The organism is Olsenella sp. AGMB03486, assembly GCF_040884255.1.
Taxonomy (GTDB): Bacteria; Actinomycetota; Coriobacteriia; order Coriobacteriales; family Atopobiaceae; genus Olsenella_L; species Olsenella_L kribbiana.
In genome coordinates this window covers 1-24,094 of sequence record NZ_JBEVTM010000027.1, presented here as the reverse complement: position 1 = coordinate 24,094, position 24,094 = coordinate 1, and the positions used below count along the sequence as shown (strand labels likewise).

The 24,094-nt window shown below is 58.1% G+C and carries 23 protein-coding genes; 9 read left to right on the top strand and 14 right to left on the bottom strand.

What is annotated here, in order from left to right; all coding sequences use genetic code 11:
* Positions 1–932: 932 nt before the first annotated feature.
* On the bottom strand, positions 933–1,067 hold the full coding sequence (locus ABVS03_RS10515) for a hypothetical protein (RefSeq protein WP_368019067.1): 135 nt from the start codon (positions 1,065–1,067) through the stop codon (positions 933–935).
* On the opposite strand from ABVS03_RS10515, the gene ABVS03_RS10510 reads away from it, so the two are divergent.
* Positions 1,054–1,185: a DUF1905 domain-containing protein gene (locus tag ABVS03_RS10510; RefSeq protein ID WP_368019066.1), complete on the top strand. Its 132-nt coding sequence runs from the start codon at positions 1,054–1,056 to the stop codon at positions 1,183–1,185. The genes ABVS03_RS10515 and ABVS03_RS10510 overlap by 14 nt on opposite strands.
* Positions 1,186–1,314: 129 nt before the next feature.
* Here the strand turns inward: ABVS03_RS10510 and ABVS03_RS10505 are convergent, their stop codons facing one another.
* From ABVS03_RS10505 to ABVS03_RS10460, 10 genes are all read right to left on the bottom strand, one after another.
* Positions 1,315–1,623, bottom strand: a complete 309-nt coding sequence (locus ABVS03_RS10505) for a type II toxin-antitoxin system YafQ family toxin (protein ID WP_368019065.1) — start codon at positions 1,621–1,623, stop codon at positions 1,315–1,317.
* Complete coding sequence (locus tag ABVS03_RS10500) at positions 1,623–1,895, bottom strand: type II toxin-antitoxin system RelB/DinJ family antitoxin (RefSeq protein WP_368019064.1); 273 nt, start codon at positions 1,893–1,895, stop codon at positions 1,623–1,625. The genes ABVS03_RS10505 and ABVS03_RS10500 overlap by 1 nt, the downstream gene beginning before the upstream one ends.
* A 333-nt stretch (positions 1,896–2,228) precedes the next feature.
* On the bottom strand, positions 2,229–3,389 hold the full coding sequence (locus tag ABVS03_RS10495) for an iron-containing alcohol dehydrogenase (RefSeq protein ID WP_368019063.1): 1,161 nt from the start codon (positions 3,387–3,389) through the stop codon (positions 2,229–2,231).
* Between the two features lie 123 nt (positions 3,390–3,512).
* Positions 3,513–5,009 carry an ATP-binding cassette domain-containing protein gene (locus tag ABVS03_RS10490; RefSeq protein WP_368019062.1) on the bottom strand — a complete coding sequence of 499 codons (1,497 nt, stop codon included), beginning with the start codon at positions 5,007–5,009 and terminating at the stop codon, positions 3,513–3,515.
* Positions 5,010–5,257: 248 nt separating this feature from the next.
* Positions 5,258–5,593: a DNA-processing protein DprA gene (locus ABVS03_RS10485; RefSeq protein WP_368019061.1), complete on the bottom strand. Its 336-nt coding sequence runs from the start codon at positions 5,591–5,593 to the stop codon at positions 5,258–5,260.
* Positions 5,578–6,099 carry a DNA-processing protein DprA gene (locus tag ABVS03_RS10480; protein WP_368019060.1) on the bottom strand — a complete coding sequence of 174 codons (522 nt, stop codon included), beginning with the start codon at positions 6,097–6,099 and terminating at the stop codon, positions 5,578–5,580. The genes ABVS03_RS10485 and ABVS03_RS10480 overlap by 16 nt, the downstream gene beginning before the upstream one ends.
* Before the next feature lie 474 nt (positions 6,100–6,573).
* Entirely contained in the window at positions 6,574–7,917 is a 1,344-nt protein-coding gene (locus ABVS03_RS10475) for an FAD-dependent oxidoreductase (RefSeq protein ID WP_368019059.1), read from the bottom strand.
* Complete coding sequence (locus ABVS03_RS10470; RefSeq protein WP_368019058.1) at positions 7,904–8,536, bottom strand: hypothetical protein; 633 nt, start codon at positions 8,534–8,536, stop codon at positions 7,904–7,906. The genes ABVS03_RS10475 and ABVS03_RS10470 overlap by 14 nt, the downstream gene beginning before the upstream one ends.
* A 98-nt stretch (positions 8,537–8,634) precedes the next feature.
* Positions 8,635–10,785: a hydantoinase/oxoprolinase family protein gene (locus tag ABVS03_RS10465; protein ID WP_368019057.1), complete on the bottom strand. Its 2,151-nt coding sequence runs from the start codon at positions 10,783–10,785 to the stop codon at positions 8,635–8,637.
* 169 nt (positions 10,786–10,954) lie between these two features.
* On the bottom strand, positions 10,955–12,229 hold the full coding sequence (locus ABVS03_RS10460; protein WP_368019056.1) for a hypothetical protein: 1,275 nt from the start codon (positions 12,227–12,229) through the stop codon (positions 10,955–10,957).
* A 322-nt stretch (positions 12,230–12,551) separates the two neighbouring features.
* Here ABVS03_RS10460 and ABVS03_RS10455 point away from each other — a divergent pair, with 322 nt between their 5' ends.
* The 3 genes from ABVS03_RS10455 (at position 12,552) to ABVS03_RS10445 (ending at position 17,063) form a co-directional block, all read left to right on the top strand.
* A complete protein-coding gene (locus tag ABVS03_RS10455; RefSeq protein ID WP_330971427.1) occupies positions 12,552–13,208 on the top strand; it encodes a helix-turn-helix transcriptional regulator in 657 nt (218 codons plus the stop codon).
* Positions 13,209–13,844: 636 nt separating this feature from the next.
* Positions 13,845–15,668 carry a magnesium transporter gene (locus ABVS03_RS10450; RefSeq protein WP_368019055.1) on the top strand — a complete coding sequence of 608 codons (1,824 nt, stop codon included), beginning with the start codon at positions 13,845–13,847 and terminating at the stop codon, positions 15,666–15,668.
* Between the two features lie 204 nt (positions 15,669–15,872).
* Positions 15,873–17,063 carry an Nramp family divalent metal transporter gene (locus tag ABVS03_RS10445; RefSeq protein ID WP_368019069.1) on the top strand — a complete coding sequence of 397 codons (1,191 nt, stop codon included), beginning with the start codon at positions 15,873–15,875 and terminating at the stop codon, positions 17,061–17,063.
* Here the strand turns inward: ABVS03_RS10445 and ABVS03_RS10440 are convergent.
* Positions 17,057–17,419, bottom strand: a complete 363-nt coding sequence (locus tag ABVS03_RS10440; RefSeq protein ID WP_330971429.1) for a hypothetical protein — start codon at positions 17,417–17,419, stop codon at positions 17,057–17,059. The two genes, ABVS03_RS10445 and ABVS03_RS10440, sit on opposite strands and share 7 nt — an antisense overlap.
* A 469-nt stretch (positions 17,420–17,888) precedes the next feature.
* Here ABVS03_RS10440 and ABVS03_RS10435 point away from each other — a divergent pair, with 469 nt between their 5' ends.
* The 4 genes from ABVS03_RS10435 (at position 17,889) to ABVS03_RS10420 (ending at position 21,730) form a co-directional block, all read left to right on the top strand.
* Positions 17,889–18,455: a hypothetical protein gene (locus ABVS03_RS10435; protein ID WP_368019054.1), complete on the top strand. Its 567-nt coding sequence runs from the start codon at positions 17,889–17,891 to the stop codon at positions 18,453–18,455.
* 69 nt (positions 18,456–18,524) lie between these two features.
* Complete coding sequence (locus ABVS03_RS10430) at positions 18,525–19,076, top strand: tryptophan transporter (RefSeq protein ID WP_368019053.1); 552 nt, start codon at positions 18,525–18,527, stop codon at positions 19,074–19,076.
* 115 nt (positions 19,077–19,191) lie between these two features.
* The gene (locus ABVS03_RS10425; protein WP_368019052.1) at positions 19,192–20,991 is read left to right on the top strand and encodes an ABC transporter ATP-binding protein; all 1,800 of its coding nucleotides are present in this window, start codon (positions 19,192–19,194) and stop codon (positions 20,989–20,991) included.
* Positions 20,984–21,730 (top strand): energy-coupling factor transporter transmembrane protein EcfT, encoded by a 747-nt coding sequence (locus ABVS03_RS10420; RefSeq protein ID WP_368019051.1) that lies wholly within the window; start codon positions 20,984–20,986, stop codon positions 21,728–21,730. Before ABVS03_RS10425 ends, ABVS03_RS10420 begins: the two co-directional genes overlap by 8 nt.
* 348 nt (positions 21,731–22,078) lie before the next feature.
* Here ABVS03_RS10420 and ABVS03_RS10415 read toward each other — a convergent pair whose 3' ends face one another.
* Positions 22,079–22,168 (bottom strand): hypothetical protein, encoded by a 90-nt coding sequence (locus ABVS03_RS10415; RefSeq protein WP_368019068.1) that lies wholly within the window; start codon positions 22,166–22,168, stop codon positions 22,079–22,081.
* 176 nt (positions 22,169–22,344) lie between these two features.
* The gene (locus tag ABVS03_RS10410) at positions 22,345–23,478 is read right to left on the bottom strand and encodes a M20 family metallopeptidase (RefSeq protein WP_368019050.1); all 1,134 of its coding nucleotides are present in this window, start codon (positions 23,476–23,478) and stop codon (positions 22,345–22,347) included.
* A gap of 144 nt (positions 23,479–23,622) precedes the next feature.
* On the opposite strand from ABVS03_RS10410, the gene ABVS03_RS10405 reads away from it, so the two are divergent.
* Positions 23,623–24,012, top strand: coding sequence for a hypothetical protein (locus ABVS03_RS10405; RefSeq protein WP_330971436.1), 390 nt, complete (start codon positions 23,623–23,625; stop codon positions 24,010–24,012).
* Positions 24,013–24,094 lie beyond the last annotated feature (82 nt).

The following is a 24,094-nucleotide window of genomic DNA, read 5'->3' as shown; positions in this document are numbered from 1 at the left end:
TGGCAATAATGATTGTTCTCTTACCCCTTCATGATTCCCTCCGTTCTCAAGCAATGGCGGTGCTTTAAAGACATTCTGCCATCTGCCCGCTTGGCGGAACGATTCAATAGATCACTTGCCGGACAAACGTATAGATGGAGACGGTGTTTGGTAGACATGTGGCCCGCAAAACAGCAGCATATAGGTAGGGATTTATAGCATTTTCCGCGCACCAAGTCCGGGGTAGGGGCTCATGACGACAACGCTGTTTTGCATCAAGCTGCTACCGTCCTAATGACCGACCACATATCTGTTACCCCATCCGCAACAACAGTGGCATTGAGGCGCTCCGGATCCGCGACAGCAACCGTACATCGAGTGCTGCTTCGCTTGCATTGATGCTGCGACTACAACCAGCGGCCATAGCTCTGCAATGTCGGTACGATGCAGGCAGGAGTCGATCTCAGCACCACAACGTTCGTATCCGGGAGTATCGATGCAGGCACAGACAGGCCCTCAAATGCGGCCACCCAGCCCGATACCCCACTATCACAGCGAATACCCCCAATATGGACAGGACTGAAATCATCGACCAGGCATAAAACCTTTGTCCAGCGGAGCATGCAGACGATGCTGAATGCCGCCCGATGATAACACCGCCTTGTGCTCCGATGTCGATGCAACGATAGATTGGAGACCTAAGTGTGGGAAAGTCAATGGCTACCATCGTTATCGCCTTTACTGCAATCTAACAGTTTAGAAGTGTGGTGTGCCTAGCAAGGTTCTGACGTGCGGTAAGTCGCGTCCTCCATCATCAGATGGCGCACCATCCTTTCCAACCTCGGCCATTTGTCGTACGACTGGTTAATCCTGAACAGTTATACTTACCTGTTCAGGTAGCTCTGCAGTCTCTTCGGGTCCATGCCGCTGAAGTGCCACAGGTAGCGTTTGAGCTAAAAGCAGAGCTTGTTCACGACAGCCATGCACTCGAGGTATTGCGAGTCACTGACGTGTGCCCTGTAGGCCTCGTGCACGCCTTCGACCGCCCTGACCGGGGACCTGTGCGACTTCTCCATGTCCCCGACCACGGTTGACCCCCTTGGCGATGTGAGAGCGCAGGCCATCATCAGCATCCGCAAGGGCATACGGAAGGCCATTGGCAAAGAGCCAGAAGATACGGTCCACGTGGAAATCGTGCCTGCATAAGAACAGATGATAGAGATAGATATAGGAGGAGGGAGCCTGCCCGAAAGCAAGCTCCCTTCCGTATACCTGCAAGATCCGTCGCTCCGCAGCGTACCAGATTGAGAAGGTGCGCCTATTGGTCAGCAGCCCTCACGATGAGTGTCCAAACAGCTCATCATGGCTTCCAGTTCGCTCAAAGAATGCAACCTTATCGTTGGATGACCATATGACAAGCCAGTCACCTGCATTCGCGACATGGCACTCCTTGCGCCCCTCCCAATTGCCTGAGAGAGTATGCATACTATGGCGACGTCTCAGCTCTTCAAGCGTATCAGGAGTGTTCTCGACAACAAGGCCGATGACCTTCTCAAGCTCAGACAGATCCCATCCGCGCCTTCTAGCTTTCTTATTGAGGTCTCGCCTGAATGCTTTCGAATAGTCAGCAGTGAGCCGAGTCATCACTCCATCGCCGATTCGATGAGGCTATGAGCGTCCGTAAACCTGCCCGGCTTTCCGGAAGCCAGAAATGCATTGCCCTCCGCAATGGCATCAGCGCTTTTAGCATTCGGCTCTTCAGGTGCAAATGTCAGCGGAATGCGGTGTGTGTTGACCATCTGCTTGTAGAAAGCACGCGTAACCGAAGAGAGATCGAGACCATAGTATTCAGCAACTTCCGACGCGTCATGCTTGAGATTCTCATCGAGACGTATGGTAAGTGTGGATGAAGCCATCATTACTCCTTCCAAATAGCGGGTATGTACATCTTTATATATATGTCATTACATTCTATGCCATATATACTACCCAACAACAGACCATACCTATTCATTCAAATCGGGTATTCCGATGCCAGACATTCAGGCGCATGCCAGCGAACAGACCCGAGCCAGCTTGCTTGACGCCGCATCACTGACATGCAGGCTAGATGCAGATGCAAGAGGTCTTGGCTATCTCGGATTGCACCCATGCTGATAGGCCTTCATCAAATCTTGCCTAGAGAGGTGTTCACAAGAAGGGAGCCTGCCCGAAAGCAAGCTCCCTTCCTGCATATCAGATGATTCTCATTACTTCGCAGCGCGATAGATCTCGACGATGTCTTCCTTCGTGAGCGGCACGAACGAGCCCTTCGAGCCATCTGCTGCCTTCTGGGCCATCACATCGAAGTGCTCTTCATCGGTGATTCCCACCTCATGGAGTGTTGCCGGCATGTGCATGGTCTCCGTGAAGAACTGGCGGGTGCGGGCGATGGCCTCGCGGGCAACCGGTGCATCGTCGGTGCCGGTAAGGCCCCAGACATTGCGGCCATAGGTCGCGAACTGCTTCTCCGTCTTCTCGGAGAGGACATGCTCCATCCAGGCAGGCGTAAGAATAGCAAGGCCCTCGCCGTGGGTGATGTCATAGAAGGCAGAAAGCTCATGCTCCATAGGGTGCACGCACCAGGCAGGAGCGCAGCCCTCGCCGACAAGGCCATTGATTGCATGGCTTGCAGCCCACATGAGGTTTGCACGGGCATCATAGTCATCCGGCTTCTCAAGGGCAATCGGGCCATAGTGGATCATGGTCTTGAGCAGGGCCTCTGCCATGCGCTTCTGCACGTATGCGCCATCATCCATCGAGAAGTAGTTCTCGAATGTGTGGCTCATCATGTCCGCCGTGCCAGCTGCGGTCTGGCGTGCCGGGACCGAGAACGTGTAGGTCGGGTCGAGCACGGACATGGTCGGCTTCAGGCACTCAGCAGCCGTTCCCCACTTCTCGTTCTTTGTCATGTCCGAGATGACGGCAAAGGCATCCATCTCAGAGCCTGTAGCAGCAAGCGTGAGCACCGAGAAGATCGGAAGCGCTGCCTTGATGAGCTCAGGATGGATCACGAGATCCCAGGCATCGCCGTCGTACTTCGCACCGGCTGCAACGACCTTTGCGCAGTCGATCGTGGAGCCGCCGCCGATTGCGAGGACCATATCGATAGACTCCTTGCGGCAGAGGTCGACGCCGCGGCGCACAGTCTGGATGCGCGGGTTCGGCTCGACACCAGAAAGCTCGAAGATCTCAAGTCCCGCATCGGAGAGGATCTTCGTTGCCTGGTCATAGATGCCATTGCGCTTGATGGAGCCGCCACCGTAGCAGAGAAGAACCTTCTTGCCGTATGCAGCAAGGTCAGCAAGATGCGAGATCTCGCCCTTGCCGAAGTGGATGGTCGTGGGCACATGGAACGTGAAATTATACATAGCTACTCCTTATCTGGCATGATTCTGCCGCTTGCTTTAGTTCCCACTGTACCCATCCATCCTGCGCAGAAACGCCTCGCAGCCAAATGGATGCCTGCATGAGCCAAAGAGCTGTATGCATATCTATGAGAGAAGGAGCTTCGCTCCCCCAGCGGGCAGAGATTGCGTACGCCAGATGGCAGAAGAGACAGCCTCGACAAGATGCCGGTCATGGGAGACGAGGATGAGCGCCCCTTCAAAGCCCGAAAGGAAGCGCTCGAGCGCTTCCACGGCATGCACGTCGAGATGGTTTGCCGGCTCATCGAGCACGAGGAGCTCCGCTCCATCAAGCGCCGCGAAGGCAAGGGCAAGCTTTCTGAGCTCGCCTGGGCTGACCGAACTGCCTGTACGGTAGCTCTCAGGCTCTGCATTGAGCTGTGCTGCCAAGGAGAGCACCGCACCCTGTTCTGCGCGGTCAAGCCCGCGCAGGCGGCCAAGCAGCTCTTCTGTCTCCTCTGCCTTCAGCTCCTGCGGCAGATAGACTACCTTCACGCCGTCAGGGATGCCTTCTGCCACGAGCGCCTTGATGAGCGTCGACTTGCCGGCACCATTGGGTCCGACGACAGCTATATGCTCGTCCGGTCCCACGAAGAGCTCCGGAATCTCCAGTCCATATCCTGCATCGCCGAAAGGAATCGTCTGTGCATCCAGATGCGCCACGGTGTTTCTCTTCGAGCGCACGCCCAAGGCTGGCAGCTCCCCGTCATAGCTCTGCGCAACCGAGGCTCCTGCCTTCTTGCTGAGACCATCCATACGCTGGTCGAGCTGGCGGACCTTGTCTGCAGCTTTCCGGTCCTTGCCCGAGACGATGGCACGTCCGATCTTCTCCCGGCTGTCATGGTCATGGGGATCGAGATTGCGCCTGCTCCGCTTTGCAGCAGAACGGTCCACCTCCTCGCGGCGCCTCTGCTGCTCCTGGGCAAGGCGGCGGTATTCCCTTCTGGCTGCATCCCTTGCATGGAGCGATGCATCATGCTCCTGCATCTGCTGCTCACGAACAGCGCTGTAGTTTCCAGGCCGCATCCTGATGCCTCCTGCCTCGAAGCAGAGGCAGGAGGTGGCCAGCTCATCGAGAAGCGTCCTGTCATGGGAGATCAGCAGGCCTATGCCGGAGAAATCACGGAGCGTCTCCAGCAGAAGCTCGCGTGACGGTGCATCAAGGTGGTTGGTCGGCTCATCCAGAATCAATACATCGGGCTCTGCTGCAAGAGCGCAGGCAATCTGCACGCGCTTCTGCTGGCCTGAAGAGAGCGTCTCATAGCGCCAGAGCCAGTCGTCCTCAATCGCAAGCGTGCGGCGCACCTTCTGTGCCAGAGGGCTCCAGTCGCAGGCGAAGTCGGCTAGATCTGCTGGTTCGGCAGTGGCATCCTGCGCACAGAGGGCCGTCACAAGGCCCCTGGTCACCGTTCCTTCATCAGGCTCGAGCTCGCCGGAAATGATGCGGGCAAGCGTTGTCTTGCCGCAGCCATTGGCACCGATAACGGCATGCCAGCCATTGGCAAAGGTGCAGGATATGTCAGAGAAGACAGAATTGACGGAGCCGGGATAGCAATATGTCACATGAGAAAGAGAAAGCTGCATGATGGACCTCGCAGACACAGGGACGGGGGACACAGGAGTGTCCTGGCGAACAATTCTCGTATGCTCATGAAGAGCAGTGTCTACCTGCGCAAGGCTCCATTCCTTTCCTCGGAGAGCATCGTCTCTGCCCTATGCAGCCATGAGAGTTTAGCACAGTCTTATGCAGGGTACAAGACTTGCCTCGCAGCAAGCCGTTCTGAAATAAGCCTCTCCCATCTCAATGGTGCAAGCATCCGTGTTCTGCAACCTCAGTCAGCTGAATTGCATCCGATCGTAGTGAGCACTTCAGCAACTGATTTCGCCAGAACCGCACCGTATTCAGCCATCTTTGCTGCCCAAGTTGTCTGCTCGACAACGGAGGGCAGCAAAATAAGCTTCTTGTGCTGTTCGATGCACGCCCTGGCCTGCGTCCTTGTTCCGCTGGTTTCGCCTGCCTCCACGATGACAGTAGCTTCGGACAAGGCAGCCATGGTTATATTGCGCTTCGGAAAGTAGAAGCGCTGTGTCTTGATTGACTGATGATCATAGCGATAGATGGGCACCTGGCTAATTAGGAGATGCTCTGTGGCTACCAGCCCCTGCAAATCCTCGTTTTCCTTTGGATAATATCTATCTCTATCGGCGTTCCGATAACGCCTATGACTCCGCCTCTTGCTCCTAGGGCAGTTTTTGCGACAACTGCATCAATTCCTGCTGCAAGCCCATCAGCAACAGTGAAGCCATGCCTGGCGAGCGCAGAGGCTATGCGCGCTGCAGCGAGTCTGCCACGTTCGCTTGGATGACGAGTGCCGACAGCAGAGATGCATCTTGAATCTGCTAGATTGATATCGCCACGACAGCAGAAGGCCGGCAATGGATTCTTCTGAGCTCTCAATCCGCATGGGAATTGCGGCGATCCATCAACCAGCGTGGAGAAAGACCCAAGCCGGTCCTTCACATGCTGCGTTGCTTCTGTACGCTTCTCGCTGTCCGGAAGAATGCCATCGATTGCATCAGCTGCCGTACTCGGAAATCCGCCGTTTCGCTGAATGAGGTTCGATACCTTACTTCGGGAAGTTCCTTCGACAGCATACAGATACTCGTATGCCATGAGCTCCTTGCAGGGAGAAATGACCCCCTCGGCGCTGATTGCCGGCACCATGTCGCACACCCCCCCTAGCTTTCACCTCTCCATTGCAACGATGATGCTGCCTGACGAACAGTACAATTGTTCTCATTCAATATTGCACGTCAGCCTGCTGGGTTCCTTGGCACTGGCAACAATCATCTTCTGCAGAGCCGTGTACACCACTCTGCGGCGTCTGCGTCTTGGGCTTCAGGACTCGAGAAGTTCGCTTTCTTTTCGATGAGGTCAGCGTAAGCGAAAGAAGAGGATATGGAGCCATCTGGAATGATGATACAGACATCTCCTCAGAAGAGCTGTGGGAGCATGACATGACAGCAGAGATGCCAGAATCCAGCTGATATTCCTGCCATGTAGCGCCGTTCCCGCAATCAAGAAGACAATGCCCCGCCTATTCCATAGCAGCGGAAACAGGCGGGGCAATGTGATAGTGAAACCGATCTATTCAGCTACGAGCAGGCCCATGCCATCAAGCTCGGAAAGCGGCATCTGCTGCTTTTTGGCCTTCGCGCAGGCACGTCCGGCAGAGTCTCCCATATCGATGACGGTCTGCTGAATCCTGACAGATGCCTGCACGAGGAAGCTCGTAGAGATGCAGCGGCCCACTGTCAGCATGTTGCTTATCGTCTTGTTCGTAAGGCAGCGATAGGGAATCTGATAGTACTCCCCCTTCTGGTACTTCTCCATATGCACGAGCCCCTTGGTAGCGGAGTGCACATCGATATACCAGGTGCCATTGGCAACTGCGTCATCGAACTTCGCACGCTTCACGTAATCGTCCACATCGAGCACATAGCTTCCCTGGATGCGCCAGCTCTCGCGCACGCCGAGCATGGGAGCGATGCGTATGAGATATGCATCTTCGAAGCCTGGCATATAGGCCGTCAGGAACTTCACGAGACGGCGAATCCGCTGCCTTCCTTCACGCAGAGCCTGGCTCCTTGCAAGGGCAGAGCTGTTCTTCTTGAGGTCGGGCAGATGCGGGCAGTTGAATGCCATGCATCCCGGCTCCCCCGGAAGCGAAAAGCACTGATAGTAGACCAGGTCTGACGGCTTCAGGATGCCTGCTTCAACGCCTTTCTGGAAGAGCGGCTCGAGCTTGAATCCGCGTCCTGCAACCATGGCGGACTCCCAGAAATAGCCATCCACAAGAGGGCTGAACTCATCGCCAAGACATAGGCAATACCTGCGGTAGCAGTCGACATCGATGCCGCCCATCTCGAAGCGAAGCGAGCTCATCTGGTTGTTCCCGTCATCGTCTCCTGCAAGGCAGGGAACGCCCGCAAGGCGCGAGAGCACCGCATCGCCTGTAGCATCCACGAACTGAGCAGCACATATTGCCTTGGGTCCTTCTACTGTCATTGCCTCGATGGCAGAGATCTTCCCGTCCTTCACATCCGCGCGGACAAGCGGCGCATCGTAGAGCGCCTCTCCTCCCGCCTCGTAGAGCATATCCTCGAGCACGCAGGCAAAGCTCTCAGCCGTGGTCCAGATGTAGCCCATCCGGTCCCCGTCCTCGCGGGTCACGATGCCAGCCTCGTTCAGACGCCGCTCGATCTCATGAAGGTTCTTTCCGTGAGGCGCATATGACGGCATCATCGGCGTCACAAGCGCCTGGGAGGGAGAACCGCCGAGAGATGACGCTGCCTCCACGACGAGCGTGCGGTTGCCGCCATTGGCTGCCGAAATTGCGCAGGAAGCCCCTGCCGTGCCGCCGCCGACAACGACCGTATCCCAGGTTCCAAGGACTTCGATATCCTCTGCGCCGAACCTATAGGTCTCCATCCCGTCTCCCTTCTTCCATGAGCCTTCTGGCATCTTGAAGCTCAAGTGCCAGCTCCTCTTCCGTGATCTCTCCCATCCCTGCAAGGTACAGAGCGTCGCACCTCCAGGGGTCGAGCATCATCTTTCCTCCCAGAGCCGTACAGGCAAAGCTGTGGGCTGAGATTTCAGCAGCTGAGCCTATCCTGCACTCCTTTGTGCCGAAGAGCACCTTTGTCTTCCCCGTGCTCACCTTTGCAGAAAGCTTTCCATCCTGCCTGAAGTCGATGATATGGAAGGCTTCATGCCAGAGCGTCAGTTCTTCAAGTGCAGCAAGATCTGGCACCGCAAGGCCCCGCATGTCGAAGAAGGCGAGGACTCCTGTCTTCTCTTCGAGCGCATCTTCAAAGAGCGTGACCTCGATGCTGCCATCTCGAGCCACCTGCGTGAGCGCCGCAAGATGGATGCCAGGAGCCGACACCTTCTGCCCCCGTGCCCGGACAAGCTTTCCGCCGTGACTAGCAATGAAGTCTGAAGCAGAGGTGGCGCTTCCGTCCGCATTCGCAGCTCGCGCTGTCTCCTCGCCTGCACTAAGCGCCTGAAAAACGATGCGGCTGGCTTCGCCAGGAAGGAGCCTCCGCACACGGGGATCCTGTTCAAGCTGCAGAAACGCAAGCTCTGGGACAGAGGCTTCCTGGAGAAGCCTGGCAAAGGCGCCTTCTGACGAAGCAGCAGCCACTGCTAGTCCTTGGCTGCGACAGCGACGATCTCCTGATCGTCGCCCGCAAACTCGAGCTCCATCTCGGCCAGACCCATGAGCTGTTCCTTGTTGAGGACACCCGAGAGGTCGCTCATCTTCTGGCCGAAGAAGAGATAGGTCTTCGGCAGCGTGGCTCCTGCATCCGTATAGAGCGTCATGCTGTCCACGAACTCGCTGAAGGAACCGCCGAGCTCGTCTTTCGTGAACGTGAGCACCTTCGCATCGTTCTTCTGGAGGCGGATGACGCCTTCCTCGTCCACGACACGGATCTCCTGCTTCTTTGACTTCACGAGACCGAAGAACGCCTTCTTCACGGTCGTGGCGCAGAACACATGCCAGCGGCCCGTCGCTGCCACTTCTTCCACGGCTGAAGCATCGACGCTTGAGGACTCGGCGACGATCTTTTTGAGCTCGTCTTCCGTCTTGGCAGCAGAGCCCCGGTCCTTCGTGCGAAGCTCGGTTGCTCCGGTCGCCGTGGCACGCAGGATGTTCTTCTGCGAGTCGATCTCCACCGTAATATCCACGGTCTCCGGATTGGCACCAGCTCGGGTGATGACCTCAAGCACATCATGCCTGATGCGGCGGATATCCTCTTCAGAAGGATTCGGCACGTTGCGCTCGATCTGCTCGCGCACAAGCGCCAGCGCAACACCGATGGTCGAGATGTAAGGGGCGTTCTTTGCAATGCGGTGACGGATGCCCATGCGCTCGCCCAGGGCAGGTGCCACGACAGATGCGGAGCCGCCGCCTCCGACGAGATAGATCAGGTTCGGGTTCAGACCGTAGTCATCGATGAGGCCCTGGACGATTGCCTGAACCTTCTTCATGGCACAATCCATGACCTGTCGGCAGATATCGTCCGCCGTCGTTGCGCAGGCATCCGCAAGAGGCTGCCAGGCCTTGCGTGCAGCTTCTACGTCTCCGTGTGCATAGTCGCCTTCTGGCACATAGCCCAGGATGTTTGCCGCGCCGCAGAGCGTAAGCGCGACCTTGCTGCCATCAGCACACTTCACGGCCACATAGTCAGCCTGGTCGTCCTCGCGCGGCGCAATGAGCTCGAGCTCGGGCGAGACGATCTTGTCTGCATCCGTGAACACCTCATAGGCAAGGTCAGCGATATGCGCAGAGCGGGGACCGACATCGAGGAGCTTTCCGTTCTCAACCCTGATCATGGAGCCGCCGGCGATGCCGAGCGTGCGGACATCGAGCGAGGTCAGATACAGCTTGTGGCCGCCGACTGTCGCGTTCTTGATCATGACCTTGCCATCCTTGATGGCAGAGATATCGGTCGACGTGCCGCCTGCCTCGAGGAAGATGCCGTCAGTGATCTTCTCGTACATGAGTGCGCCTGCCACACCTGCCGCAAGGCCGGAGAGCATCGTCAAAATCGGCCGCTTCCTGACCTCGTCGATCGACATGACGCCGCCATCACAGCGCATGATCATGAGCGGCTTCTCGATGCCGGAACCCTTCACGGCGTCCTCGGTCATGTTTGCCGTCTCCATCATCTTCGGGATGAGGGCGGCATTGACGGCAGCCGTGCGGGTACGTGCCGCCAGGCCATAGAGCTGGGAGATCTCATAGCCGCCCGTCGCGACCATGCCCATGTCCTCAGCCTTCTGGACCACTGCCTGCTCGTCGGTAGGGTCGTCGACCGAATAGGACTCGGAAGCGACGATGACCTCGCAGCCACGTTCGCGCAACGCCGAGATGGCAGCCTCCATCGCCCCATCGGTAAGCTTCGCGGAATCTATGAGCTCGTGCTCGGTCTCGAGATACTTTCCCGGAGCCAGCTCGATATTGCCGACTGTCGTCTCTGTGCCGGCGCGGCCCGCGCCAGCTCCCTTGCCCATACCGACAATGCCGACACGTGCGACATCTCCTTCGAGGAGGGCATTGGTCGCCTGGGTCGTGCCGTGTGCAATGAAGACGACATCTTCCGGTGCGATGGCACCCTCGTCGAGCACCTTGCGGATGGCATCGACGATGCCCTGTGCCACACCCTGCTTTGCATGGTGGGTCGTAGGAACCTTCACCTTCGCGACGATCTCATAGGTCTCGTTGTCGACGACGACGGCGTCCGTGAATGTTCCGCCGACATCGATGCCAATGCGGACCTGTCTGTGTCCCATAGCGTGTATCCTCCCTCGTTTCTGGTCCTGATTATGCGCGTTCGACTGGAAGGGGGCCTCTGGGCAGCAGCCCCTCTAAGCGAGGACTGGGATATTTCTGCTTCGAGGTAAATCGAACGCGCATAATCAGAGCCTCCCGGGCGCTGTTGCGCCCGGGAAAGCGGCCACTCTAGAACAGTGCGATTGCCGTATAGAGCAGGATGAAGAATGCCATGACCATCGTGTACGGAAGCGTGGACTTCAGGATATCGTTGACGTCGACGTTCGCGTAATCCGCAACGATAACGTTCTGGGTGTTGGTCGGGTCAGACACGCACTGGACGACAGAGGTCGAACGCAGTGCCATGCCCACAGCCGAAGCAGAAAGCGTGCCTGCGGCGACCATGATCTTTGCAAGGCCGGAGCCGAGGCCATACATGTTGAGCGGGCCACGGTAGAGCGCAAGCGGCGAGAGGATCGTGAAGAGGATCACGTAGACAATCGGGTTCGACGGGACGATGGCAGAGATGATCGGCTGCATGAGCGACGAGGTCTGGGTGGCAGAGACGCCGTTCAGAAGGATGCCGATGCCCATCATGAGGCCGATGACGCCGGCAACATCCTTGATGCCCTCGACGACAGAGCTCGAGAGGACCTGGACGGCCTCCTTCGGCTTCGTGATGAGGACGGTCACGATGATCGAGATCAGGAGTGCCGTCTCGGCGTTCCACTTGAGGAAGAAGACAAGCACGATAGGCACGAGCGGCATGATGAGAGCGACAGGATTCACATCAGTCTTGGCCGGAGCCTTGGCAGCCCAGGCAGCGCTCTTCTTGGCAGAGCGGGTGTTCACGACGATGTAGACAATTGTGACGATGACGCAGATGACGCCCATGACGGCAGAGGTCGAGAGAATCACGTTCATGTCCATGCCGATGGTATCGACGTAGAGCTGGTACTGGGAGACGTTGAAGAGCAGGCCGATATTGAGGCCGAACAGGATGAGGCTTGCTGCCACGACCGGCTCGATGCCAGCAGAGAGGAACAGCGGGATAGCGATCTGGGAGACCATGATGACCGGGCCAGCGCCACTCATGGCAGTGAAGATAATCGCGATAGCAGCGGTCAGGGCGAGGGCGATGGCCGTCGGCTTGTCGCCTGCAAGCTCTGCTGCCTTGCGGATGATTGCGTCGGAGATGCCCTCCTTCTGGATGGCCTTCGCGAAGATGGCGCCAAAGATCGTGACAGAGATCGTGCCTGCCAGCTTCACGGCGCCCTTGGAGAGCACGAAGTCCGTGATTGACTGGGTATCGGCATCAGCCGATACGAACGGCACGCCTGCAACCGCAGCAATCAGGATGCCCATCAAGGGCAGTGCCAGGATAGCCGGCAGCTTCTTTGTCATCATCAGGACAACGCCTGCAATGAAGATGGCGAAGATCAGGATGACCTGCAATGTTGCCATGCTCGCTCCTTTCTGTCTGGGTTCCGCCGCCCCATTGCAGCAGAACCGAGCCTCAGCATGGGCCGGATGCTAGCACGCTCTGTCTGGTATCGAAATTGGAGTGCCGCTGAGCGGAAAAGTGCCATTCGGAGTGAAGAAAGCTCCATTCGGTGCTGCAGATTCAGCAGAATCTCAGCTCGGAGGGTACTATGTCTCTCAAGAGATATATCTGAAAACATTTGGAGATACCTGCTCTTTTGCATCTGTTCATCGGTGTTTTACCGGTGAACGGCAAAATCCGTAACCGTTTCTCCATCTTTCGTACACATCTTTTGGAGGGCGCATGGCAGGCAAGGCATACGACGAGAAGGAGCTGCCTCAGGTCATCAGCACGCTTGGCAAGGCGTTCGAGTTTGCAGAGAAATGCCTGCCCGAAGGTGCAGCAGGCTTCTATCGGCGCTTCGCGAACTCTTCGGTCGCCGCTACCTGCACAGGCCCCGATGCACATCCAGAGATTGGCGGATCTGCTATCGAGCTCGTTCTCGATGTGAATGAGGATGCTTCTATCGATACCCTCCTCATGAACGAGAAGAGGCTCTCGAAGCAGGAGACCGGACGTCTCAGATGGGAAGCGGAGCTTGTCTGCCGCTATCAATGGGAGACAGGCCTTCCCTTCCCTGCCGTCTTCCGCACGCTCACAGAAGAGCGTCTCCGCAAGCTCCATGCAGACTATGCCAAGCTTCCCCCGGCAGAGGTCGTGCAGAGAATCTCTGTCCCCGAGACCCATGAGAGCACAGCGACGAACCTTGCTCGCATCAGGCGCGAACGCGGCCTGTCTCAGGCAGGACTGGCCAAGGCTTCCGGCGTCACGCTCCGCTCCATACAGCAGTATGAGCAGAGGAAGAAGGACATATCCCATGCACAGGCACGAAGCGTACTTGCGCTCGCGCAGGCTCTCAGCTGCACGATGGAAGAGCTTCTGGAAAACGAAGAATCTTGAAGCAATGCACCCATTCGGCGGACAAAGAATGGCAGTTGCCATAGCAGCCGCCTAGCAGGACTATTCAGGCACTGATTACGTATGTTCAGTCGGAGGGGCATCTCTGGGCAGCGTCGGTCAAGGGGAGTAGTTCCTGTTTCGGCTGGGAGCTGGTGGACTCCCGCTTCGAGACTTGATCAAACGTACGTAACCAGTACCTCCCGGATGCCTGCGCATCCAGGAAACGGCTGCTCCAGAACTGAATGCATGCTGCCTGAAGCCGTCCGAATGATACCAATTTATGATAGGCAGCAAACCCGAATGGATGGTGCCAGCAACATCTACAGTTGCCGAACCTGCAACATTCTTGTTGCCTGCCTTTCAAATTACGAACAGTGCCACAGAAAGGCACAAGAGCAGCTATCCATGCGCACAAACGATGTTTCTTGACACAAGCTTGAAAGAGCAAGACAGAATCTGGCGGAATTGGAGAGTACAATGCGAGTATCGCTGGGCATGAGCCAGCAGCCAAGCAATACATATGCAGAGAAAGGGTCATTGATGAAACCTCGACCTCACAGTCGATGACCCCTCGGTGCTTCTTGCGAGTTGTGCCGCGGGGTACCCCCAAACAACAATCCGAACCAAGGAGCACCTATGATCTATCTGTCCCAACTCCTGGGCAATCCGGTCTACGACGCAAAGGGCGAAAACATCGGCCGCGTGAACGATCTGGGCATTGCCACAGGTGAAGTCTTTCCGCGTGTCACCTCGCTCGCAATCGAAGGCCCCAGCCGCACCCCGTTCATGCTCTCGTGGCGCAAGTATGTCGACACGTATAACGAGAACGAAGTGCGCCTGAAGGTTGTCAAGACCGATATCCGCTTCAGCTACCTCCAGCCGGACGAGGTGCTGATTGCACGCGACCTCCTGAACAAGCAGATTGTCGATACGCGTGGCGTCCGTGTCGTGCGCGTAAACGATCTGAAGCTCTCTGACACGAACTCCTCGCAGCTGCGCCTTCTGGGCGCCGAGGTGGGAGCTCGCGGCCTTCTGCGCACGCTCTCCCCCAAGCTCGAGCATGCTGTGCTCAAGATCGCCAAGGCCATGGGCAAGACCATCCCCGAGAAGATCATTGCCTGGAACTACATGGACCTTCTGGACCGCGACCTTTCCGACGTGAAGCTCTCGGTCACGCACAAGACGCTCGACGATATGCATCCGGCAGACATCGCCGACATCATCGAACGCCTCGATCCGCGCCTTCGTGGCCAGGTCTTCGCCCAGCTCGATGCCGAGCAGAAGGCAGGCACCATCGCCGAGTTCGACGATGACACGATTGCCGCCGACATCATGTCCTCCATGAACGATACGGACGCATCGCAGATGCTGTCCGAGATGGACCCAGACGATGCAGCAGAGCTCGTGGGCGAGCTCGACTACGACAAGGCAGAGAAGCTCCTGCGCCTCATGGGCGTGAAGGAGCAGCGCGCAGTACGTCAGCTCCTGGGCTACAAGGAAGATACAGCCGGCCGTATCATGACGTCGGAGGTCGTGGACCTCTTCGAGAACGATACGGTGGCAGACGCTGTAGAGGTGCTCTCGAACCTCGATGAGGACTTCGAAACCATCCACTACATCTATATCAAGGACAAGGACGACAAGCTCACGGGTGCCGTGTCGCTCAATGCCCTGCTGCTGGCCAAGGATGAGGACCACCTCAAGGACATTGCCGATATCGAGGACCTGAAGACCGCCAATCCGGATGATGACCAGGAGGATGTCGCAGAGGACATCGCAAAGTACAACCTTCTTGCCATGCCAGTCGTGGACGACCAGGGACACCTGCTCGGCAACGTCACGGTCGACGATGCACTGGATGTCCTCAACGAAGAGCACGCCGAGGACCTGCAGATTGCAGGCGCCGGCCACAACGACACCGCAGCAGAAGGACGCACGGGAGACCTTGCCTGGCTCATGCGCAACGAGGCATGGTTCTTCGTCTGGATGCTCGGCGTTGCCATCCTTGCTGCCATCTTCCACACCCGCCTGCCCTGGCAGGATATCGCGCTTGTCTCCTTCTGCATGCCGGTTGCGGTCATTGCAGGAAACGACGCTGCTGCCTTCGTGACGAAGAACTTCCTCGAGTACGACTCCGACGACGAGGATGCTCCCTCGATGCTCGGCATGGTGTTCAAGGGCGTCGGCCTCGGCCTCATCATCGCAATCTTTGTGGCCCTCATCGCGACCTCCATCATCGCGAACATCATGGATGCTCCGATGCAGTACACGATGAAGGGCGTGGCTGCAGCAGCAGCCACGGCGTTTGTCTGCTTCGCGACGACGCCCATAGCCCTCAAGGTCCTGCGCGCCCGCGACGAGCGCAACCTCGAGACCTCCGGCACGACCCTTGCCATCATCTACATGGCTGTCGCCATCGTCCTCTTCCTTGCAATCGCTCTCGCGAGCATGGGAATCTAGGGAGGCGTATGCATGACGGAAAAGAAGATCATGGCTGCCGTACCGGCAGCGCCTCAGGCTCCCGCACCCAGGGCACAGAAGCAGTCTGATGCCCCCAAGGCTTCTCAGAGCTCTTCCAGCTCCACGTCCCAGACGTCTTCAGCAGCTCCCAAGAAGAGCCACGATGTCGCGAAGAAGGCAGGCATCCTTGCCATCCTCGGTTCCATGGGGCCAGGCATCCTGACGGCCTTTGCCGGCAACGATGCAGGCGGCATCGCCACCTACTCCACGACGGGCGCGTCCTATGGCTTTGGCATGCTCTGGACCGTGCCGCTCATGTGCCTTCTTCTGATCGTCGTCCAGGAGACATCTGCCCGCATGGGATGCGCAACCGGCAAGGGCTTTGCCTCCCTCATCCGTGAGCAGTTCGGCGTCCGCATCTCCGCCCTTGCCATGATTGCCCTCATCATCTCGAACTTCGCAGTCACGCTCTCCGAGTTTGCAGGCATCGCCTCGGGCATGCAGCTCTTCAATGTGCCCATCATCGCAAGCGTGCCGGTCTCTGCCCTCATCTGCTGGATGCTCACGATCGGCGGCTCCTACCGAAAGATCGAGAAGATCCTCCTTGCCCTTTCGGCCGTGTTCCTCACCTACATCGTCTCCGGCGTCTTGGCAAAGCCTGACTGGGGAGCAGCGCTCAGCGCCACAATCATTCCCCAGGTATCGAACGATCCTTCCTACATCTCGCTCCTCGTTGCAAACATCGGTACGACCATCTCGCCGTACATGATCTTCATGGTGTCAAGCAACGTCGTGGAGAAGAACCTCGATGCAACGGACATCACTGCCCAGCGTGCCGACAACATCTCCGGCGCCATTGCTGCAGAGATCGTGACCTGGTTCATCATCATGACGACAGGAACGGTGCTCTTCCCGGCAGGCATCTCCGTCGATACCGCAGCTGACGCAGCCAAGGCGCTCGAGCCGCTTGCAGGCGAGTATGCTTCAGGCCTCTTTGCTCTGGGTCTCGTCGGCGCGTCATTCCTTGCTGCCTGTGTGCTTCCAGGCATCACGGCAAGCGCCGTCTGCGAAGCCTTCGGCTGGGAGCGCGGAGCAGACCGCAGCTGGAAGGAAGCTCCTGCCTACTACGGCATCATCACGGTCATCACGATTGCCTCTGCTGCCATCTGCTGCATCCCGAATGTCGACCTTTTCGGCATCATGATGGTCTCCCAGGTCATCAACGGCGTGATCCTGCCAATCCTGCTTGTCTGCATGGTGCTCATAGCCTCTGACCGCTATGTGATGGGCAGGCATGCAAATGGCCGCATCTGGAACGCCCTGACCTGGTTCATCGTCATTGCCGTGACAATCCTCACAGTCATCATGTTCATCCTTCAGGCCATGGGCTACTGAGGACCTCCGCCTATCCCCTTGAAGCTCGCTGCAATGGCAAAGAACGCCGGCAGCAGCACAAGCGCTGCTGCCGCGCTGCCATCAAGCGTGCCCTGCATTCCCTGAATGACAAGAGGGATGCCGAAGCAGAAGACAAGGACCGTAAGGATTGGCCAGAAACCACGCACGATCCAGATGCCAGGGCCGAAGATTGCCCGCAGGACGATGATGGGAAAGCCTGCCATAAGGACGATCGCGATGGAGCAGGCAATGGCACGCTCGGTCGTTCCAAGCTGCTCTGCTATCTGGAAGACCAGATCGATTGCGATGAAGATGACGAGCACTGCTCCCAGAAGCTTCAGGATCTTCTGTTCCATGGCTGAATCCCCTTTCTCATTCATTCCGAATGGATATACCCAGCATGCCCAGCAAGCAGGGCATCTTCTTTTCAGCGGTCAGCTCTTCCTCTCAGATGGAGCGCCAGCTCCATCTCCTGAAGCCGTAGGTCCACCCCGCTACGTGAAACAAAGCGTTTACACAATCTTGCTTGCATCCCAAGATGGCTGTGGCTTATAGTGTGCGCAACAGACAGGACGTCCAGGCAATCTGGACATTGATTCGATTTGAGAGGAGCGCCAGAGATGATTCGCATCGCCTGCACCGCAGACAACATGAATATGAACTGGTGGTGGCGCGATGTGAATACGATCGGTCAATCGTGAGTCTCTCGCGCCATGATACATACGCGAATCTTTGAGGGCTCCGGTATGACCGGGGCCCTCTTTTTGTCTGTCCAATCCCATCAAGCAAGCAATTCAGAAGTTCCATTCGAAAGGAAGATCCATCATGGCAGCAAAAACCCAGCAGGCACGTACCATCACCACCGAGGACCACGGCAAGCTCGATGTCCGCGCACTTGTCCTTCTTGCAGTCCTTCTGGCGGCAGGCTTCATCTTGAACTTTACGGTCGGCAAGGCAATATCGTCTGTCTCCGGCGGCATGATCTCCCCTGAGTTCATCATCTCGGCCTTCTGCCTCACGATCCTTGTGATCCGCCCGAACGTCGGCCAGGCCCTCATCATCGGCCTCATCTCCGCAGCCGTCATCCAGATCACGACGACCGCGCCCTTCGTCGACTTCGCAGCTGAAGGCGTTGCCGCCATGCTCATGTCCGTCATCGTTGCAGCTGGCATGAAGGGCTCCGCCAAGAAGATCACCCCTGCCATCGGCACCTTCGTCACGACCGTCGTCTCCGGCGTCATCTTCATGCTCATCCGCATCGCAATGGTCGGCGCTGCTGCCCAGCTCGCAGCTGCCATGCTCCCCGTCGTCTTCGCGACCGGCATCTTCAACGCAATCCTTGTCCAGGCCCTCTACTTCCCGATCTGCAAGGCACTCAAGGTCGAGGCATAAGGCATCTATCCGCAGCAGCTATCAGATCACATCGATCAGAACACAGAGTCAGCAAGAGAGAAGAGCATCATGGCAGACACGAACTCCCAGGCACGCACCGTCACCGCAGCAGCACACACCGGCACCGATGTCACGTCCCTCATCCTTCTGGCCGTCCTTCTGGCCGCAGGCTTCATCCTGAACCTCACGGTCGGAAACTCGCTTGCGATGGTCGGCATCAAGCCCCAGTTCATCATCGCTTCCTATGCCCTTGCCATCCTGCTCACGAAGGCCGACTTCAAGCAGGCTGCCATCTTCGGCCTCATCTCCGCAGCCGTCATCCAGTTCACGACCTCCATTCCGGGCCTCAACTTCGTGACCGAGCTCGTCGCTGCGCTGGCCATGGCTGCCCTCATCAAGCTCGACCTCAAGGTCGCCGGCAGGAATGTCACCCCGCTTGCCGCTGCCTTCGTGACGACACTTCTCTCCGGCGCCCTCTTCGCTGTTGCCGGCACCCTCATCATGGGCGCTGCTCTTGCGACGGTCGCCGTGAAGGTCCCGCTTGTCCTCGGCACGGCCGTCTTCAACGCAATCGTCGTCCAGGCACTCTATTTCCCCTTGAATAAGGTCCTGAACCGCTAGGATTCCATCAGCTACCATAGAGAGGGCCGCAGGAGCACCTGCGGCCCTCTTCTGTACCACGGCATGCTCCATGCATGCACTTATATATATGAAGCAGCAAGCAAGAAAGGGCAGCATGGCAGAAAGCACGAATACGCCCCAGCCCATCATCGAGCTCAAGGATGTCTCCTTCACCTACGCCTCGGCCGCATCCGACGGCACAGAGGCTCTGAAGCCGGCACTCTCCCATATCACGGCCACGATCAGCACCGGCGAGTTCGTCGGTATCATCGGGCCTTCGGGAGCAGGCAAGTCCACGCTCGCATCCGTGATGTCTGGCGCCATCCCTCACCACTTCAAGGGCACGCTCTTCGGCGCAACGCTCGTGGATGGGAAGGATACCTGCGACATCACGCTCACGGACATCTCCCAGATTGTAGGTTCGGTCCTCCAGGACATCGATACGCAGATGGTCGCCTCCGTCGTCGAGGACGAGATGCTCTTCGGCCTCGAGAACTTCGGCGTGCCCCATACAGAGATCGAAGGCAGGATCGAAGAGACGCTTGCAACTGTCGGCATCACCGATCTGCGTGACCGCGAGATCGCAACGCTCTCGGGCGGCCAGAAGCAGAAGGTCGCAATCGCTGCCATCCTGGCCCTATACCCCCGCGTCCTTGTGCTCGACGAGCCGACAGCCGCCCTCGACCCTGCCTCCTCGACCCTTGTCTTCGATACGCTCGAAGAAGTGCGCCGCCAGGGTGTCACGGTCGTCGTGATCGAGCAGAAGGTAGCCCTTCTCTCCAAGTACTGCGACCGCATCCTCGTGATGGATCAGGGCAAGCTCCTGCTCGACGGCACGCCCCGCGAGGTCTTTGCCCATGCCGAGAAGCTCCGCTCCATCGGCGTCGACTCTCCCCGTGTCGCCCGCATCTACAACAGCCTCGCAAAGGATGGCCTGCTTCCTCAAGGCAAGCCCTGCCTCACCGTGGAGGAGGCTGCCGCCATAGAGGAGCGCCTCATCCCCGAGGCTTCCAGAACTGCTCCGGCCGAGGGATCCTTCCGCCAGGGCTCGAAGCACGTCGTGGCAGCCAGGCCCCATGCAGAAGGGGCAGAGCCAGTTGTCAAGCTCCGCGACGTCTGCTTCCAGTATCCCAACGGCGGCGCTGCCGTGAAAGACCTCGAGATGAGCGTCTATCCCGGCGAGATGGTCGCCGTCGTCGGCCAGAACGGTGCCGGCAAGACGACACTCACGAAGCTCCTGAACGGCCTTCTGAAGCCCTCCTCGGGCGAGGTCAGGATCTCCGGCCTCTCGACGAAGGAGGTTCCGACAAGCCGCATCGCTGCCCACTGCGCAACGCTCTTCCAGAACCCCGACTACCAGCTCTGCAAGGATACGGTCTTGGACGAGGTGGCCTTTGGCCTCGAGCTCCAGGGGATTGATGAGGAGGAAGCAAAGAGGCGGGCACTCCGCGTGATCGAGCGCTTCGGCCTTCCCGAGAAGGAGTCTCCGTTCTCGCTCTCCCGTGGCCAGCGCCAGGTCGTGGCCTTGGCCTCTGTCGTCGTCATGGAGCCCGATGTCGTGCTCCTCGATGAGCCGACAAGCGGCCTTGACTACCGCGAGTGCATGACCGTCATGGACACCGTCTCCGAGATGGCCAATCGCGGCTGCGCTGTCATTATGGTCTGCCACGATATGGAGGTCGTCTCCGACTTCGCAGAGCGTCTGGTCGTTATGGCAAACGGGAGGATCTTGGACCGTGGCGCCGCGCTCGACATGTTCAGCGACACCTCCCTCATGAAGGAAGCCTTCATCGAGGCGCCGCAGATCGTCCAGCTCTCGCAGGTGCTCTCGCACACCATCAGTCCTGCATTTGCCGGCATAAGCCAGGTTTCCGGCATCGTCGACCTTACCGAGGAGATGGTTCAGCGTGGTTAATGTTATTGATTATGTACCGGGCAAGACGCTCCTCCACAGGCTCAATCCGGTGACGAAGCTTGCTATCGCTGCTGCCATCATCGTGGCAACCTTCCTCTCCGACACCTACGTGATGCTTCTGGGCCTTCTGGTCCTGACATTCGCACTCGGCTTCTATGCCAAATCCCAGGGCAAGCTCTTCTCGCTCATGAAGCTCCTGGTTCCTATCGCAGTCGTGATGCTCCTCTTGCAGACCGCCTTCGTGAGGACGGGCGAACCGGTCTTCCTGTGGATGACAAGCACAGGCCTCATCACAGGCTCGAAGGCCTGCCTGCGCCTTCTGGGCGTGGCGCTTCCCCTTATCCTCATGCTCTCCGTCACGAAGCTCAACGACCTCGCGAATGCCTGCGTCGAGGTGCTCCATATCCCCTACCGCTATGCCTTCACGTTCACGACAGCACTCCGCTTCGTGCCGGTCTTCTCCCAGGAGATGAACTCCATCATGGAGGCACAGTGTGCCCGCGGCGTGGAATACGACACGAAGAACCCGATCAAGAAGCTCCAGCTCATGCTTCCACTCTGCGTGCCCCTGCTTGTGACCTCGGTCGGAAAGACCGACGCCACAGCGCTCGCAGCCGAGCAGCGCGGCTTCTATCTGAGGACCCGCGAGAGCAGCTTCAAGCGCTACCCCATGGCAGCAGATGACAAGGGCGTCCTTATGCTCTGCGTGCTTCTGATTGTCCTCGGCGTCCTCTTCTAGGAAGCTCTTCGCCCCCGCCATCGTCCATCCTCATTCGGTATTCAGAAAGTGCTATAAATAGAACAGCTGCTCAATTGGGTACTGCATAAATAGGGCCAGCATGCTGCGAAGTGTGCTGTTTGGTGGGGGCTTCATCTATGGGTTCACCTTCATTGCCGGCGATGATCACCGGCATGTCGGCTTTCATCCTCTATACCGCTTCAACGCTCACCCTGCGCCGGAGTGCCACGTTCCATGCCTATCATGTGGCCCTCTTCTGGATTGCCTTTGCGCTGATCTCTGCAAGCACCCTTCTCGGCCCGGTAGCGGAAGGCACCGTCGATTCGCCCCTGCGCCTCTTCATTGCAGTCACCATGCCGCTGCTTCCTGCCGTCCACGCCACATGGGCGCTTGCTGTCTGGATGCACCCTTCGGAAGCCCGCTCGAATGACCTGAAATCGTTCGGCACGATTCTATGGGCGAGCTGGCTCATCCTGCATCTCACCGGGCTCTTCCTCGGATTCGCAAATTTCCGCTTGGGCGATATCCCCGCACTTGCCCTGAGCACGATGGCAGTGCTCGCTATCCTGCTCTGCTTCAAAGACAGCGGACACTCGCACCAGAACGCCTGAGGCTCACAGGAGCGGCATCCCTTCAGCAAGCTTCACGAACATCCCGGCTGCAACAGGAAGTATCCGGTCGTTGAAGTCATAGGCCGGGTCATGAGGAGCGGGCCACGTCTCCCCGTTTCCGACATAGAAGAGTGCCCCACACGTAAGCTTCGTATACCAGCCGAAGTCCTCAGACGGCCGCCAGGGCTCAGGCAGCTTTTCCTGCACAAATCCAAGCTCACGGGCGCTGGCGCGCACCTTCTCCGCTGCACGCCAGTCATTCACGGTTGCCGGGAAGGGGTCGCGCTTCTCTCTAGACGCAGAAAGCCCGAAGCGCTCTGCGAGCTCATGCGCTTCTTTCCCAAGCTCCTCTTCCATGCGTGCAAGGCCTTCATCTTCCCCAGCGCGCAGCGTGAACGAGATCTTTCCTCTTCCCGGAGATATCCCGAAGTCATGGCTTCCCAGAGTCATGCCCACCGTGGTCGCGAACTGGAGCTTCCCTTCCTTGCTCTTATCCAGCTTCTCGGCGGCAAGCTGCATGCGCGCAAGGACAGGTGCAGGATTCGTCCCAAGCTCAGGGGTCCCGGCATGGGCAGCATTTCCCTCGAAGGCAAACGTGAGCCCGCATGATGCCGGCTGCGTCATGCCCTCTCTCACCATCACGGCACCCTCCTCATGCCCGCTCAGGTTGTGAAAGGCATAGACCTCGCGGACACCTTGGGATGCAAGCCATGCTGCGCAGGCATGTCCGCCTTCGCCTGTCTCCTCTGCTGGCTGGAAGACGAGATAGACAGGACGTCTGATGGCGGCATCATGCTCCATCAGGCAGGCGGCTGCCACAAGCGCTGCCATATGTCCGTCATGCCCGCATTTGTGTGCGACGCCCGGGACTGTGGAGCCGTAAGGCAGCGAGATCGTCTCATCTATAGGCAAAGCATCCATATCGGCACGGAAGGCGATAGGCGCCACGCCTTCTGCCCCTTCAGGGCAGAAGCGCACAGAAAGCCAGCTGCCGTAATCTTCTGCAGCAAGCGAGGTATGGGAGGAAAGAAAATCCTGGATCCGCCGCTTCGCCCCAACCTCTCTGCCCGAAAGCTCGGGATGGGCATGAAGGTCATGACGGAAAGTGGCGATCTCATCCCAGAATGCATCATCCATGCGTATCCTCTCTTCCTGTACACCTTCGAGCCATTATGGAACGGCTCTGAGAGATATGGCAGCACTGTCGCTGTCCCGAAATGGAAGGCGCGTGGCCTATCATGGGATAGCCGCAAGTGCAGACTCAGAGCAGGGAGGCAGTCTATGGCAGAGATCAGGTGTGTCACAGCAGGAGAGGGCCGCTTTGCGCTCGAGGCAGTGGCTGTCCTCATGCCCCGCGGCATCACAGTCACGGCCTTCACCCCGGGATATGCCCATCTCGGCGCGACGGCACAGGCAATACCCAGGCCCGAGCATGACCGCACGGCTACCGTGAGCATCCTTGCCGTCCCCTGTCACAGAGACGAGATGCCTGCTCACGATATCGCGGCAGCCCTTGCCACGAAGTTCCGGGTGCCCGTTGCGGCAAGCTGCGGCTTCCATGTAGAGGCAGCGTCCGACGAGGATATCCAGAAGGTCCTTGCCACGACGAAAAAGCTCATCTCCTCGCTGGAAGAAGCGTGCGCCCCCTTCTTCGCAGATACTGCACAGTAGCGTCCGTCCGCCAGCGCGCAAGGCCATCTCCCGCCACTTTCAGGTGCACCTATCTTTGCCCCCGCTATCATGAAATGCAGAA